The sequence below is a fragment of the Flavobacterium sp. DSP2-3-1 genome (assembly GCF_049896865.1).
In the GTDB taxonomy this organism is placed as follows: domain Bacteria; phylum Bacteroidota; class Bacteroidia; order Flavobacteriales; family Flavobacteriaceae; genus Flavobacterium.
Genome location: NZ_JAFCVD010000005.1, coordinates 43,526 through 58,802 on the forward strand (window position 1 = coordinate 43,526; position 15,277 = coordinate 58,802).

The window sequence follows — 15,277 nt, forward strand, 5'->3', positions numbered from 1 at the left end:
TTAGACTTCTAAAAACAGTAATGGTTTAATTAAGAATCTAAAAAAAGATGTTTTATGAGATAAAAGTTCAGCAACATCTTTTTAAAATATTTAAGAAATTTAAGTTTTTATAAATTTGACTACTATCATATGAGTAATTGCAAAAATAAATAAAATAAACAAAGGGTCGATTGACATCGTTTTAATTAAAATTTGAAAGATGAATTAGGAATTGTAAATTACAGTATATCAATTTTTTAAATGAACTTACATTTCTTATTATGTTAAAAAATGCTTACCGCAAATTAATCTAACTAATATAATTCCAAATATTTTTCTTTTTGGTCATTTCAATAAAAACGGCTCTCAAAGCAGCATGTTCGGGTTTTTGCATCCCTGAATCTTCCTTTAGTAATTTCAAAGCATAATTTCTGGCTAAAGCCAAAGTATCTCTGTCACGAACTAAGTCGGCAATTTGAAGATTTAAAACGCCACTTTGTTGGGTTCCCATTAGATCTCCAGGACCACGGAGCTTCAAATCTACTTCGGCAATTTCAAAACCATCGTTTGTTTGTACCATCGTTTCCATTCTGGTTTTACTGTCGGAACTCAGTTTATGGCTCGTCATCAGGATGCAATAGCTTTGCTCCGCGCCACGACCCACACGACCGCGAAGCTGATGCAGTTGCGATAATCCAAAACGTTCCGCACTTTCGATAATCATCACACTGGCGTTAGGGACATTCACGCCGACTTCAATTACGGTTGTTGCAACCATAATATTGGTTTTTCCTTCTGAAAAACGTTTCATTTCGGCATCTTTATCGGCTGGTTTCATCTTACCGTGAAGAATGGAAATAGAATATTGCGGCAACGGAAAATCTCTGGAAACACTCTCATAACCGTCCATTAAATCCTTGAAATCCATTTTTTCCGATTCCTGAATCAACGGATACACAATATAAATTTGTCTTCCTAAAGCGATTTCGTCGCGAAGGAATTTCCAAACCTTCAATCTGTTGCTGTCAAAACGATGAACCGTCTGAATTGGCTTTCTTCCCGGAGGCAGTTCATCAATAACTGAAATGTCTAAATCACCATACAAACTCATCGCCAAGGTTCTGGGAATAGGCGTGGCGGTCATCACCAAAACGTGTGGCGGAATCACATTTTTCTTCCACAATTTAGAGCGTTGTTCTACTCCAAAACGGTGTTGTTCATCAATTACGGCCAGTCCTAAATTCTTAAATTTTACTTTATCTTCCAGTAAAGCATGGGTTCCGATAAGGATGTTTAACGTGCCGTTTTCCAGTTCTTCATGGATAATTCTGCGTTGTGCTATTTTGGTGGAACCCGTTAGGATTCTGATATTTATATTTAAAGTTTCGGCTAATTCAGATAAGCCAACAAAATGCTGGTTTGCCAATATTTCCGTGGGCGCCATCAAGCAGGCTTGGAACCCATTATCAAGCGCCAAAAGCATGCTCATAAAAGCCACAATTGTTTTCCCGGATCCTACATCACCTTGCAGCAATCGGTTCATTTGGGCGTTGCTGCCCATATCAGTGCGTATTTCTTTGATAACTCTTTTTTGGGCATTTGTCAGTTGAAAAGGCAAATGATTCTGATAGAAATCATTGAAATTTTCGCCTACTGTGGTAAACGGATGTCCTTTTATTTTATGTTTTCTGATCAGGTTCTTCGTTATTAATTGCAATTGGATAAAGAACAATTCTTCGAATATTAATCGGAATTTGGCTTTCGCCAAAACGTCTGCGCTTTTTGGAAAATGAATGTTGAATAAAGCCGCTTTTTTAGGAATCAGCTTCAATTCGTTGATTAAATAATCCGGCAAAGTTTCTGTGAATAACGCTTGCGTTTCCAGAAACAATTGCTGCATTAGTTTATTAATTACTCGGTTTGAAATCCCGCGATTCGTCAAGGTTTCTGTCGAAGGATAAACGGGTTGCATCGCCGAACGCAGACTTTTTTCATGCTCGCTCATCAATTCAATTTCCGGATGCGCCATATTGAACGCATTTCCAAAAGACGTACATTTCCCAAAAATCACACAAATTTCGTTGAGCTTTAAACTCTCCCGAATCCATTTGTGACCTTGAAACCAAACGAGTTCCATTTGACCCGTATCATCCACAAAAGTTGCTACCAATCGTTTTTGGTTTCTGCCAAATTCAACGGTTTTGATATTGATGATTTTACCGATAATCTGAACTTCGGCTATATTATTCTGTAGTTCATTAATTTTATAATACCGTGTTCTGTCAATGTATCTGTTTGGAAAAAAATTAACCAAATCCACATACTTATAAATTCCCAATTCCTTACGCAGCAATTCGCCCCGATTGGGACCAACGCCTTTCAAGTATTCGATTGGAGTGAGTAGGAGGTTTTGCATTTAGATTTTTTTGGACACGGATAAAACGGATTTGCAAAAGCAAAAACGCTGATTAAAACGGATTTTTAATTTGATGGAGCGAAGATAGTTTTTTGTTTGGAAATTTGGAAATGATGAAATAAAGGAATTAGATAATTTGAAAACGGCATAAGAAAATTGGTATATTTGGGGAATTGTTGCAACATATTTAATAATCGAAGATAATTTTCTCCATGTAAATAATTAAATTGAAAAAATCAAATATGAAACCTATTTTACTACTTGTATTGATCTTATTTTTATTATTTTCTTCTAATATTTCTTATGGACAAACAGTAAACAATGAATTGAAAATAACACAAATTACAGGTGATTTTTACGTGTACACTACGTATAAAATGTTTGGAACCAAAAAGCAAGATGCAAATGCCATGTATGTTGTAACTCCTGAAGGTGTCATCCTTTTTGATTCTCCATGGGATACATTTCCTTTTCAGTCGCTACTAGACACGATTGAAGCAAAACATCATAAAAAGATAGTTTTGGCAGTTGCTACGCATTCTCATGAAGATAGAACTTCCGGACTTGACTTCTATAAACAACTTGGAATAAAAACCTATACAACTAAGCAAACCGATGATATTTCGATAGAAAATGAAAGACCAAGAGCCGAATTCTTGATTGAAAAAGATACCGTCTTTAATGTAGGAGACTTTAAATTTGAAACCTATTATGCTGGCGAAGGACATACAAAAGATAACATTGTAATTTGGTTTGAGAAACAGAAAATTCTTTATAGTGGTTGCTTAGTAAAAAGCATTGATGCTAAAGATTTAGAATATGTAGAAGAAGCAAATGTTACAGAATGGCCAAATACAATTAAACGAGTTCAAACTAAATTTAATAAACCTAAGTTCATAATTACAGGACACCATGAATGGTCAAGTATATATTCCTTAGAGCATACTTTAAATTTATTGCGAAAGAATGAAAAGAAAAATAAACATAAAAAATAAAGTCATCTATCCAACGTTTCTTGATTTCTGATTTTTTTTTGGATTTATAGACAAATTTTCCTGATTTAATTAAATCTAAAAATTTCTTTCTAAACACAATATCTTCGCAAAAATAAAAAAGCTTAAAAAATGACAACTCATCTCGCATTACTTCGTGGCATCAATGTTTCCGGTCACAGTATGATAAAAATGGAGGCGCTAAAAACGACTTTGGAAGCCATTGGTTTTCAAAATGTGCAAACGTACATTCAATCCGGAAATGTTTTTGTGGATACGGAGGAGGAAAATCCTGCGGCTGTTGGCTTCAAAATAAAGCAGGAAATTTTCAAGGCTTTTGGTCATGAAGTGCCGATTGTGGTTATTAGTTCCGCAGATTTAGAAGCGTGTTTCAAGAACAATCCTTTCTTGAAGGAAAAAGATATTGATACTAAGAAGCTATACGTGGCTTTTATTTCGACCACGTTGCAAAGCACCAGTATGAATGATTTGAAAATTAGCCAATTCAAACCGGATGAAGCCAGTATTGATGCCAGTAGAATTTTTATAAAATATGCTGTTGGCGCCGGAAAAACGCGATTCGACCAAAAATACATCGAGAAGAAACTAAATGTTACCGCAACAATTCGCAATTGGAATACGGTAACACAGTTGCTAAAAATATATCAAGAAAGGTAATGAAATGATGACTTTTAGTCACTTTTGACCGCTAATTCGCTAATTATAAATGGTATCGTCCAGCTTAAATTTGCGAATTAGCGTTTTTTTTATTGTAAAATAAAGATGATTGACAGACTATTTTTTATCTTAAAAAAAAATATATGATTTGACGCAACCTTTTGCAAAAAGAATCATCTTCATATTATCTGTAAAATCTGATGTATGAAAAACCAAATCATTCTCGTTGTTTTCCTTACCGTTTTTAATTCCTGTTCAAAGCAAACAGTGACAATAAATAATTCTGGTTATCACGGAAAATGGAATTTGGTTGCAATGTCAGGATCTACACCTAATTCTGAAGTTACAGGCACTGCAATGGCTTGGCAAGAATTTTATTTTTTCAATACCAATGGGACATTTACAAAAGCCAGAGAAGCAAATTCGGTTAAAACAACACTTTCAGGAACTTACGCAACTACAAAACAATCGGACGGAATATCTTTTGAACTAACTTATCCAAATTACAACGAAATTATTGGCAGCTGTTTCGGAAATCAAAAAGAAGTATTGTTTTTAACTTCCAATAATTCCTTGTTGAGCACTTGGAATCTTTGTGATGGTCCGGGATTAACATATAAAAAGTAAAGTATAAGTGCTTATTACAACATTTTCATAAGGTTTAGTTTTGGTTAATTTTAGGATTATGATGCACTTTTGCTAAAGAGTACTTAGAAGTTGAAAAACTTTTAATACTCTTTTTCTATTTTAAGCGTATTACTAAATCAGTCTTTGGATAAAAATTGTAGTTGGTTCGTACAAAAAAATTATATTTACGTATTAATTAACGCCGTCAAAATCTTGTATTTATTTTGCAAAACTCTAAAGTATATCGCTATGAATTTAAAACTTTCTTTTGTTTTTACTGCCTTTTTTGTCTGTGTTTCCATAGCACAAAACGGAAATCCAAACGATTACTTATCTGCTCAATTTCATAAAGAAAAAAGAGAAGCTTTACGTGCCAAAATGCCTGAGAATAGTGTTACGGTGTTTTTTAGTAATCCCATTCGGAACCGAGCCAATGATGTGGATTTTATCTACCATCAAGATCCAGATTTTTATTATTTAACAGGATACAAAGAACCTAATTCAATTCTGGTAATTTTTTCGAACAATCAAACCAATAAAGACGGGAAATCATTCAATGAATTGTTTTATGTTCAGGAAAAAAATCCAAAAGCAGAGCAATGGACAGGAGTACGTTTAGGAACAGAAGGTGCCAAAAAAGAGTTAGGTTTTGAAAATGCTTTGAATGGAACAGCGTTTTTAAATTCTGGGATTGATTATGCCAGTTTTGACACTGTTTTCTTTAAGGAATTTGAAGAAGATATCAGAAATTCGAAAAATGAGAAAGCTGATTTATACAAGTTAATTGGAGCGTTTAAATCCCAAATTGGCTACAACGAAAAAGTGAAGTCTCAAATGGATTCGAATGTGCAAAACGAAATTAATTCTAAAAAAAGCATCACTTCAAAAAAAGCTGTGATAAATACCAAATTGATTTTGACTAACATGGCAAGTTTGCGTGAGAAAAAATCCAAAGAAGAGTTGGTTTTGTTGACTAAAGCCGTTCGGATTTCGGCAATGGGACAACGTGAAATCATGAAAGCAATGCATCCTGGAATGTCTGAAACGGAAATTCAGGGTATTCATGAATTTGTTTACAAAAAGTATGGCAGCGAGTTTGAGGGTTATCCGTCAATTGTAGGCGCTGGAAACAACGGTTGCGTATTGCATTATATTGAAAACAGCAAAATGAAAGTCGAAAATAATTTGGTTTTAATGGATTTAGGTGCTGAATATCATGGCTACACTGCTGATGTAACCCGAACGATTCCTGCTAACGGAAAATTCTCTACCGAGCAAAAACTGATTTATGATTTAGTTTATGAAGCGCAAGAAGCAGGAATTGCCGCTGCAAAAATTGGAAATAGTTTCAATGCGCCGGATGTTGCGGCACGTAAAATAATAAGTGCTGGTTTGGTGAAATTAGGAATTGTAAAAACAGAACAAGAATCTCGAAAATATTTTCCGCACGGAACTTCACATCACATTGGGTTAGATGTTCACGATCCGGGTTTATATAAAGCTTTTGAAGCTGATATGGTTGTTACTGTTGAACCGGGAATTTACATTCCAAATGGTAGTGATTGTGATAAAAAATGGTGGGGAATTGCGGTGCGAATTGAAGATGATATTTTGATTAATACAAATGGACCTGTAAATTTATCTGGGGAAGCTCCAAGGAAATCAAATGAAATTGAAGCCCTGATGAATGAAAAAAGCGTTTTGGATACTTTTTTTGTACCAAGTTTAGATTAGTAATTTGTTTCAGATTCTATAAAAATGAAACTCCGTTGTCTTATGACTTCGGAGTTTTTTGTTTAAATTATTTTTCAACCAAATCACAATACCAAAATCCATAATCAAAGGCATCAGATGAACTCGTATCGCTGGCGGTATTTGATAAATCCTCTTTTTTTGGTTTCTCGTATTTTCGGTACACGATTTCTCCAATTTCAAAATCTATAGGTTTGGAGAAAATAGGACCGTCAAAAGTGAAGGTGTGAAATTCACCATTTTCGCCACAAACATCTACATTTTCAGGTAAATCGTTGATGAAATCCTGGTCAATAACGCGACCAACGAAGCTTTTATCTAAAAACCGTTCATTTACACAAACCACAATTGTTTTAAAACCTAAACTGATAAATTCCTGAATGAGTTCGTGAGTTGGGACTTTCCACAGCGGGAAAACGCCTTCGAAACCTAATTCGGCTAATTTATCCTCCCGGTATTTACGTAAATCTACCAGAAAGATATCGCCAAAAATAGAATGGGTAACGCCTTGGTTTTTTAGTTTAGCCAATGTTTCGCCCAGCACATTTTCATATACTTCCATGGTAGGCATTTCAGGAATTTGCATAATTTCAAGTGGTAACCCGATATTTTCGGCTTGTTGTTGCAATAATTCAACTCTGACACCATGCATAGAAACACGCTGATATTGTTGGTTTACGCTGGTTAACAAACACTCAATTTCAATTTCGGGATTTTGAAGTGTTTTATACAAAGCCAGTGCAGAATCTTTGCCGCTGCTCCAGTTAAATAAGGCTTTCTTTTTCAATGTACTGTTCTTCTGAATTTTTGAAGGTAAACTTACATAATTTGTCGGATTAGTTTAGGAAACCTTTGTAACTTTGAAAATCGCAGGATTAAATACCCTAATAATGAAATACCTATTGTTTTTTATTTCCACGTTCACATTTGCCCAACAAACCCAATTTGTTGATTTTAAATCGGTTCTGGGAAAAATTGTCATAAATCCAATTGAAAAAACAGTTTCTGGAGATGTTGATTATGATTTTGACGTTTTGAAATCCACTGATACCATTAAAATCGACGCTCAAAACATGGAATTTTCTGATTTGAAACTGAATGGAAAATCGATTAATTATATCAATAATCAGAAAGAATTACAAATTATTTTTCCGTTTAAAAAAGGGAAAAACAACTTAACTTTTCAGTATTCGGCTAAGCCAAAGCAAACGATGTATTTCGTGGGTTTGATAGTCAATGATAATTTACAAATCTGGACGCAGGGACAGGGAAAATATACCAGTTATTGGTTTCCGAGTTTTGATGATGTTAATGAAAAAGTGGTTTTCAATTTGAATATTGTATGTAATAATGAGTATCAGGTAATTTCAAATGGAACGTTGAAGTTTAAATCCGGACTTGATGGACTTTCGGTTTGGCAATACCAAATGCAAAAACCAATGAGTTCCTATTTATTGATGCTTGCCATCGGAAAATTTGAAAAAAATAGCCAGAAATCAAAGTCGGGAATTCCTTTAGAAATGTATTTGAAACCAAAAGATGTAGCCAAATTTGAACCAACCTATCGCGATTCTAAAAAGATATTTGATTTTTTAGAAAAGGAAATTGGAGTAAAGTTTCCTTGGGGAATTTACAAACAAGCGCCCGTTCGGGATTTCTTGTACGCCGGAATGGAAAATACATCAGCAACGCTTTTCAACACGCGTTATGTGGTCGATTCTACCGGTTTTGAGGACAGAAGTTACACAAATGTCAATGCGCATGAATTAGCGCATCAGTGGTTTGGGAATTTAGTCACTGCCGAAAGTAGTAAGCATCACTGGCTGCAGGAAGGTTTCGCAACCTATTATGCGTTACTGGCCGAAAAGGAAATTTATGGAGAAGATTATTTTTATTCGAAATTATACGAGTCGGCGCAACAACTGAAATATGCTTCCCGAACGGATACCATTCCTGTTTTGAATGCTAAAGCGAGTTCGTTGACTTTTTATCAAAAAGGTGCTTGGGCACTTTTTGTTTTACACGAAGAAATAGGTGATAAGGCGTTTAAAAAAGCGGTAAAAAACTATTTAAAAAAACATTTGTTTCAGAATGTGAATACACAAGATTTCTTTGCTGAAATCAGAAAAGTATCAGATTATGATTTAGATAATTTTAGTAAAGTATGGCTTGAATCAACTATTTTTAATACGCAACAAGCTAATAGTTTATTACTTAAAAATAAAGCAATTCATACGCTGTTTGAAGTCGATAAATTAAAAAACAAACCGTTGTCAGAGAAAAAGGAATTTCTTGAACAAACAATGCAATCTGACGTTTATTTTTCGGTAAAAGAAGCGATTCTAAATCAATTGAAAAATGAAAAATGGGAAGATAAAAAGAATCTTTTTATTTTAGCTTTAGAAACTAATAATGTACAATTACGCCAAGCAGTCGCCGCAGCAATGAATGAAATTCCAGAAAGTTTCAGAACTCAATATGAAACTTTATTAGAGGACAAATCGTATCAGACACAAGAACTTGCGCTGTATAATTTATGGAATAATTTTCCAGAGCAACGCATTCATTATTTGGAAAAATCAAAAACCTGGATGGGTTTCAATGACTATAATTTAAGGACGTTATGGCTGACATTGGCTTTGTCAACGCCGGATTATGCTTTTGATAGACAAGTTTTCGAAACCGAATTAATACAGTATTCATCAATTGATTATGAAGCGAATACCAGACAAAATGCGTTGGAGAAATTGTTTGCTTTCAATATAACAAATGATGCTGTTTTGAAAAATCTGGTAAATGCCACCACGCATCACATGTGGCAATTCACTAAATTTGGTAGAGATAATATTCGAAAACTATTGAAAAATCCGGAAATGAGAGCTTCTTTGGAAAGAATCGTTCCAGATTTAAATGAAGCCGAACAATTTCAGTTGAATCGGTTGTTGAAGGAATAAGTTTTAAATCAATAAGGATTTAAAAACCGCTAATTCACTATTTTCAAAAGATTATTCTTGTAGAAACTAGTGAATTTTAGTTTTTTGTATCGATGTATGTTTACCACATTTGACTCACTTCGTTTTTGATATACGCCAAAGCCGCATTGCTAGGAGATTGTTTTTCCATCAAATCGTTCAGAAGTACTTCACGTAATTTATCAGCACTATTTACACTTTCACTCCTATTGGCTTTTCGAATCATTTGAATGGTACTGTTTTTTGCTGTGACAATAATCGTCCAGCATTCATCAGACATGTATATTTGCTGCGTTAAATTGTGTTCAAATTCCTGTTCGATTTGTGCTATTATCAGGTTTTCGTAATCGTTTTTATCGTTAGAAATAGGTGCAATCCTAATCAATAATTTAGTAGGATTGATGCGTTCCATAAATAAAACCATGCGTTCATAGGCTTGTAAACGCAGCGGCAAAGCATCTTTTTGAGCCTCTTTCTGCAACAACCAGCGTCTTGTATTTTGTTGATCTTTAAAATAAGAGTTAAATAAATAATAAGCCACTCCACCAGTAATTAGTGAAGGTATAGTGTACGCCAGAATTTCTATAATTTTTGTTGAATCCATTTTGATTTAAAATTAAAAGAACAAAAATATACTTTTTTGAGTATAAAACAATTTCTATTTGATAGCAATAAATCAAACCGAATAGTATTTTTGCCATTCGTAACAGCACTATTTAAAATTGAATATCATAATGGAGACTTATGTTCTGGTTTTTCTTTGTTTAGCGGCCTTTGCTGCAGGATTTATTGACGCAATTGTTGGTGGAGGCGGATTGATACAAACGCCTATGGGATTGATTTTATTGCCAAATCTTCCTGTTTCAACCGTAATTGGAACCTTGAAAGTTCCTGCTTTTAGTGGTACTTCTTTTGCGGCATATCAATATCTGAAAAAGGTAGATATGAACTGGAAACTATTGTCGATTATGATGCTTTTGGCATTTCCATCGGCATTTTTGGGATCTACTTTGTTGACGTACGTCAGCAACGATTTCATGAAACCGTTATTGTTGGTTGTTCTTTCATTTTTAGTGATTTACACCTATGCGAAGAAAAATTTTGGACAACACATAGAAAAAAATCATCCACCTAGAACCCAAATTTGGAATGCTATCGGAATAAGCTTTGTAGTTGGTTTGTACGATGGATTTATCGGTCCGGGAACCGGAAGTTTTTTAGTCGTGGCTTTTATTGCCATCATGGGTTTCGATTTTCTGCACGCTTCCGCAAATGCCAAAATGGTGAATCTGGCGACAAATTTCGGTTCTATTTGTTTGTTTATTTTAAAAGGAAAAATCATTTGGGCAATAGCATTACCCATGGCTGCCAGCAATGCTCTTGGCGGTTGGATAGGTGCAAAACTAGCCATTAACAAAGGAAATAGTTTTATTCGGATTTTCTTTCTGGTCGTGGTTGTAGGGACCTTAATCCGCTTTGCGTACGATGTATTTTTTAAATAATTTTTTAATAGGTTACAAGTTAAATTGTGTCTATTATTTAACGACACTTCAGTCGAAAAAGCACTTACATGAACTTATATTCCTTATCTGGTTCAACAAACAAAGAATGGTTTTTTAGCTTCATATAAAATTACACTTTTACATCTTTAATGCTTATTTTTGCATATAAAACTATAAAAACTTCCATGCACAAATATATCGATCAACTTAATGAAGCCCAACGCGAACCCGTTCTTCAAAAAGATGGACCCATGATAATTATTGCGGGTGCTGGTTCCGGTAAAACGCGGGTGTTGACAATTAGAATTGCTTATTTGATGAGTCAGGGTATTGATGCGTTCAGTATCTTATCGCTTACTTTTACCAACAAAGCGGCCCGAGAAATGAAAAAACGTATCTCGGATATCGTAGGTGCCGGTGAAGCAAAAAATCTTTGGATGGGAACATTTCACTCGGTTTTTGCTCGAATTTTACGCTCGGAAGCCGAACATCTTGGATATCCTTCCAACTTTACCATATATGATTCTCAGGATTCGCTTCGTGCTATTTCCGGGATTATCAAAGAAATGCAATTGGACCGCGATGTGTACAAACCGAAACAGGTTTTAAGCCGAATTTCAAATTTTAAAAACAGTTTGATTACCGTAAAAGCCTATTTTAATAATCCGGATCTACAAGAAGCGGATGCGATGTCTAAAAAGCCTCGTATGGGAGAAATTTATCAAAATTATGTCGACCGATGTTTCAAAGCAGGCGCTATGGATTTTGATGATTTATTATTAAAAACCAACGAATTACTGACTCGTTTTCCAGAAGTTCTGGCCAAATATCAAAATCGTTTTCGTTATATTTTGGTAGATGAGTACCAAGATACCAATCACTCGCAGTATTTAATTGTAAGAGCTTTATCTGATAAATTTCAGAATATCTGTGTGGTAGGGGATGATGCGCAAAGTATTTATGCGTTTCGTGGTGCAAACATCAACAATATACTGAATTTTCAGAAAGATTATGAAGGTGTAAAAACGTTCAGATTGGAACAAAATTACCGTTCCACAAAAAATATTGTTGAAGCAGCAAACACAATTATTGATAAAAATAAAGTTAAGCTGGACAAAATCGTTTGGACCGCGAATGATTTTGGTCCAAAAATAAAAGTCCACCGCAGTTTAACAGACAACGAAGAAGGTCGTTTTGTGGCGAGCACCATTTGGGAACAAAAAATGCAAAATCAGTTACCTAACGGCGCTTTTGCTATTTTGTACCGTACCAATGCACAATCCCGTGCGATGGAAGATGCGCTGAGAAAAAGAGACATTCCGTACCGTATTTATGGAGGACTTTCATTTTACCAAAGGAAAGAAGTAAAGGATGTTTTGTGCTATTTACGATTGGTTATCAATCCAAAAGATGAAGAAGCTTTAGTTCGGGTGATTAATTATCCGGCACGTGGAATTGGGAATACAACTATCGAAAAACTGACCATCGCAGCGAACCATTACAAGCGTTCAATGTTTGAAGTCATGCAAAACATAGAACGAATTGACTTAAAACTGAATTCAGGAACCAAGCAAAAACTACTCGATTTTGTTACAATGATTCAGAGTTTTCAGGCTATAAATGAAAATCAGGATGCGTTTTATCTGGCTGATCATGTTGCCAAAAAAACAGGATTGATTCAGGAATTAAAAAAAGATGCTACTCCCGAGGGAATGGCGAAAATTCAAAATATTGAGGAATTACTAAACGGAATCAAAGATTTCACGGATGGCCAAAAAGAAGTGGATGGAGCCCGTGGCGCCTTATCAGAATTTATGGAGGATGTGGCTTTGGCGACCGATTTAGACAAAGATACCAGTGATGAAGATCGTGTTGCGCTGATGACGATTCACTTGGCAAAAGGATTAGAGTTTCCTCATGTTTTTGTGGTGGGAATGGAAGAAGATTTGTTTCCGAGCGCCATGAGTATGAGCACGAGAAGTGAACTCGAAGAAGAACGTCGTTTGTTTTATGTAGCTTTGACCCGTGCGGAGCATCAAGCGTATCTTACTTATGCTCAGTCACGATACCGTTGGGGAAAATTGACAGACAGTGAACCTTCGCGTTTTATTGAGGAAATCGACAGTCAATATCTGGAATACATGACACCTCCTGAAAATAATTACAGGTACAAACCTATGATTGACAGTGATATATTTGGAGATGTGGATAAGTCTAAATTGCGTCTGGCAAAACCAGCTAACGGAACACCGCCCAAATATGTTTCTGATAACGAACCCAAATCAGATATAAATATTCGTAAATTAAAACCTGTTAGCAACAATGCTGCTTCAGGAAATGCTAATTTATTTGATAATAAACTGGTTGCCGGAAATATAGTTATGCACGAACGATTTGGAAAAGGGGAAGTTTTAAACCTTGATGGCGTCGGAGCAGATAAAAAAGCCGAAATCAAATTTGAAGTTGGCGGAATAAAAAAATTACTGTTGCGTTTTGCAAAATTGGATATTATCGGATAAAAATTTGTTTCAAGTTTAAGTTTTAAAGTTTTCAGTTAATAAAACTTCAAATCTTAAACATTTTAAACTTTAAACTAAAAAAAAATGGCTCAGTTTATAAAAATATACGAAGACAAACCTAATGAAGCCGCAATCGCTAAAGTGGTTAAGGTTTTAAAAGAAGGTGGTTTAGTGATTTATCCAACGGATACCGTTTACGGTTTGGGTTGTGATATTACAAACACGAAAGCTTTGGAACGCATTGCGAAGATAAAAGGAGTGAAGCTCGATAAAGCTAATTTTTCTTTCATTTGCCATGATTTAAGTAATATCTCTGATTATGTAAGACAAATAGACACTGCTACTTTTAAAATCTTAAAAAGAGCTTTACCAGGACCATATACCTTTATTTTGCCGGGAAATAATAACTTACCTAAAGAATTTAAGAAGAAAACGACTGTCGGAATTAGAGTTCCTGATAATGCGATTGCTTTAGAAATTGTAAAGTTGCTTGGAAATCCTATTGTTTCTACCTCAATTCACGATGAAGATGATGTGATAGAATATACTACTGATCCGGAACTTATTTTTGAGAAATGGCAAAATCTGGTTGATTTGGTTATTGATGGAGGTTACGGTAATAATGTAGGTTCTACCATTATCGACTTATCAGGTGATGAGCCAATTGTAGTAAGAGAAGGTAAAGGAAGTTTAGATATTTTATAAAATTCAAATCTTTGGCAAAATATTTGCGTATCTATTATAAAACTTTATATTTACCAATAAATAACAATTTCTTTAATTACAATATAATAGCATGTTATTCTTGATTATATTTAATTGGTTATTAAAAAACAATTGAGGATACATTAAGGCAGGTCAATTGGCCTGCTTTTTTTGTTTTTACACCAAATCAGTTTTTGAAAAACAGTTTACCACCTAAAAATAAATCATAAAAAAAACGCCCCAATTTTGAGGCGTTTACTTTTTGATAATTAAAACAAATTACGGTCTTTGTTTTTTCATTTCTTTTTCAATCATTTCATAGAATTGATCAATTTTAGGTAAAACTACAATACGAGTTCTTCTGTTACGAGATCTGTTTTCAGCAGAATCATTCGCCACTAAAGGAATATAAGAACTTCTTCCTGCAGCAATTAATTGCTCTGGTTTAACACCCAATTGATTTGTTAATACACGGATAATAGAAGTAGAACGTTTTACACTTAAATCCCAGTTGTCTAATAAAACACCTGAGCCGTTGTAAGGAACGTTATCAGTGTGTCCTTCTACCATACATTCGAAATCAGGTTTGTCATTGACTACTTTTGCAACTTTCGCCAAAACCATTTTAGCTCTGTCCGTCACTTCGTAGCTTCCGCTTTTAAACAATAATTTGTCTGCAATGGAGATGAAAACGACACCTTTTTCCACATTTATTTCGATATCCGGATCAGATATTCCTACTGAACTTTTCAAGCTGGTAACTAATGCAAGTGTTACGCTATCTTTTTTAGTTAGAGCATCTTGCATTCTACTTATTTTTAAATCTTTCTCTTTGATAGATTCTAATGCTTTTTCAATATTTTGAGCACCTTTAGTCGACAGTACCGTCATGTCTTTTGAAACACTAATTAAACCTTGATTTTGTTCTTTTAAAGCAGCCACTGTTGCTGCAAAACCTGCTTTTTCTTCTAAGCAAGAATTTAATTTTACAGTTGCAGTATTTAATAAATCTTGGGTTTCTTTATTTCTAGTTTCTAAATCCGTGTATTTCTTTTTAGAAACACAAGAAGTTAAAAGGGCTATTACTGATAAGGCAATTACGATTTTTTTCATAGATTGTTTAAATTTAGATAAA

The 15,277-nt window shown here is 34.5% G+C and carries 12 protein-coding genes; 8 read left to right on the forward strand and 4 right to left on the reverse strand.

The window, feature by feature from the left end; all coding sequences use genetic code 11:
* Positions 1-289: 289 nt before the first annotated feature.
* The gene (gene recG / locus ACP7AT_RS07160) at positions 290-2,395 is read right to left on the reverse strand and encodes an ATP-dependent DNA helicase RecG (protein WP_426063660.1); all 2,106 of its coding nucleotides are present in this window, start codon (positions 2,393-2,395) and stop codon (positions 290-292) included.
* Between the two features lie 242 nt (positions 2,396-2,637).
* Between recG and bla the strand changes: the two genes are divergently transcribed.
* The 4 genes from bla (at position 2,638) to ACP7AT_RS07180 (ending at position 6,426) form a co-directional block, all read left to right on the forward strand.
* Entirely contained in the window at positions 2,638-3,390 is a 753-nt protein-coding gene (gene bla / locus ACP7AT_RS07165; RefSeq protein WP_426063661.1) for a BlaB/IND/MUS family subclass B1 metallo-beta-lactamase, read from the forward strand.
* Positions 3,391-3,519: 129 nt separating this feature from the next.
* Positions 3,520-4,065 carry a DUF1697 domain-containing protein gene (locus ACP7AT_RS07170; protein ID WP_426063662.1) on the forward strand — a complete coding sequence of 182 codons (546 nt, stop codon included), beginning with the start codon at positions 3,520-3,522 and terminating at the stop codon, positions 4,063-4,065.
* Between the two features lie 204 nt (positions 4,066-4,269).
* Positions 4,270-4,692: a hypothetical protein gene (locus ACP7AT_RS07175; RefSeq protein ID WP_426063663.1), complete on the forward strand. Its 423-nt coding sequence runs from the start codon at positions 4,270-4,272 to the stop codon at positions 4,690-4,692.
* A gap of 249 nt (positions 4,693-4,941) precedes the next feature.
* A complete protein-coding gene (locus tag ACP7AT_RS07180) occupies positions 4,942-6,426 on the forward strand; it encodes an aminopeptidase P N-terminal domain-containing protein (protein WP_426063664.1) in 1,485 nt (494 codons plus the stop codon).
* A gap of 67 nt (positions 6,427-6,493) precedes the next feature.
* Here the strand turns inward: ACP7AT_RS07180 and ACP7AT_RS07185 are convergent, their stop codons facing one another.
* Positions 6,494-7,231 carry a diphthine--ammonia ligase gene (locus ACP7AT_RS07185; protein ID WP_426063665.1) on the reverse strand — a complete coding sequence of 246 codons (738 nt, stop codon included), beginning with the start codon at positions 7,229-7,231 and terminating at the stop codon, positions 6,494-6,496.
* 103 nt (positions 7,232-7,334) lie between these two features.
* On the opposite strand from ACP7AT_RS07185, the gene ACP7AT_RS07190 reads away from it, so the two are divergent.
* Positions 7,335-9,398: a M1 family metallopeptidase gene (locus ACP7AT_RS07190; protein WP_426063666.1), complete on the forward strand. Its 2,064-nt coding sequence runs from the start codon at positions 7,335-7,337 to the stop codon at positions 9,396-9,398.
* 100 nt (positions 9,399-9,498) lie between these two features.
* On the opposite strand, the gene ACP7AT_RS07195 is transcribed toward ACP7AT_RS07190, so the two are convergent.
* Entirely contained in the window at positions 9,499-10,020 is a 522-nt protein-coding gene (locus tag ACP7AT_RS07195) for a hypothetical protein (RefSeq protein ID WP_426063667.1), read from the reverse strand.
* A gap of 130 nt (positions 10,021-10,150) precedes the next feature.
* Here ACP7AT_RS07195 and ACP7AT_RS07200 point away from each other — a divergent pair, with 130 nt between their 5' ends.
* The 3 genes from ACP7AT_RS07200 to ACP7AT_RS07210 all read left to right on the forward strand — a co-directional run bounded on the left by ACP7AT_RS07200 (position 10,151) and on the right by ACP7AT_RS07210 (position 14,142).
* Positions 10,151-10,918 (forward strand): sulfite exporter TauE/SafE family protein, encoded by a 768-nt coding sequence (locus ACP7AT_RS07200; protein WP_426063831.1) that lies wholly within the window; start codon positions 10,151-10,153, stop codon positions 10,916-10,918.
* A gap of 185 nt (positions 10,919-11,103) precedes the next feature.
* The gene (locus ACP7AT_RS07205; RefSeq protein ID WP_426063668.1) at positions 11,104-13,437 is read left to right on the forward strand and encodes an ATP-dependent helicase; all 2,334 of its coding nucleotides are present in this window, start codon (positions 11,104-11,106) and stop codon (positions 13,435-13,437) included.
* Positions 13,438-13,521: 84 nt separating this feature from the next.
* Positions 13,522-14,142 (forward strand): L-threonylcarbamoyladenylate synthase, encoded by a 621-nt coding sequence (locus ACP7AT_RS07210; RefSeq protein ID WP_426063669.1) that lies wholly within the window; start codon positions 13,522-13,524, stop codon positions 14,140-14,142.
* A 279-nt stretch (positions 14,143-14,421) separates the two neighbouring features.
* On the opposite strand, the gene ACP7AT_RS07215 is transcribed toward ACP7AT_RS07210, so the two are convergent.
* A complete protein-coding gene (locus ACP7AT_RS07215; RefSeq protein WP_426063670.1) occupies positions 14,422-15,255 on the reverse strand; it encodes an OmpA family protein in 834 nt (277 codons plus the stop codon).
* Positions 15,256-15,277 lie beyond the last annotated feature (22 nt).

What these genes read in the sequence shown, in the direction of transcription:
- ACP7AT_RS07180 (WP_426063664.1), top strand. Translation starts at nt 4,942, where the DNA reads ATGAATTTAAAACTTTCTTTTGTTTTTACTGCCTTTTTTGTCTGTGTT.
- ACP7AT_RS07205 (WP_426063668.1), top strand. Translation starts at nt 11,104, where the DNA reads ATGCACAAATATATCGATCAACTTAATGAAGCCCAACGCGAACCCGTT.
- ACP7AT_RS07195 (WP_426063667.1), bottom strand. Translation starts at nt 10,020, where the DNA reads ATGGATTCAACAAAAATTATAGAAATTCTGGCGTACACTATACCTTCA.
- ACP7AT_RS07215 (WP_426063670.1), bottom strand. Translation starts at nt 15,255, where the DNA reads ATGAAAAAAATCGTAATTGCCTTATCAGTAATAGCCCTTTTAACTTCT.
- recG (WP_426063660.1), bottom strand. Translation starts at nt 2,395, where the DNA reads ATGCAAAACCTCCTACTCACTCCAATCGAATACTTGAAAGGCGTTGGT.
- ACP7AT_RS07190 (WP_426063666.1), top strand. Translation starts at nt 7,335, where the DNA reads ATGAAATACCTATTGTTTTTTATTTCCACGTTCACATTTGCCCAACAA.
- ACP7AT_RS07210 (WP_426063669.1), top strand. Translation starts at nt 13,522, where the DNA reads ATGGCTCAGTTTATAAAAATATACGAAGACAAACCTAATGAAGCCGCA.
- bla (WP_426063661.1), top strand. Translation starts at nt 2,638, where the DNA reads ATGAAACCTATTTTACTACTTGTATTGATCTTATTTTTATTATTTTCT.
- ACP7AT_RS07200 (WP_426063831.1), top strand. Translation starts at nt 10,151, where the DNA reads ATGGAGACTTATGTTCTGGTTTTTCTTTGTTTAGCGGCCTTTGCTGCA.
- ACP7AT_RS07170 (WP_426063662.1), top strand. Translation starts at nt 3,520, where the DNA reads ATGACAACTCATCTCGCATTACTTCGTGGCATCAATGTTTCCGGTCAC.
- ACP7AT_RS07175 (WP_426063663.1), top strand. Translation starts at nt 4,270, where the DNA reads ATGAAAAACCAAATCATTCTCGTTGTTTTCCTTACCGTTTTTAATTCC.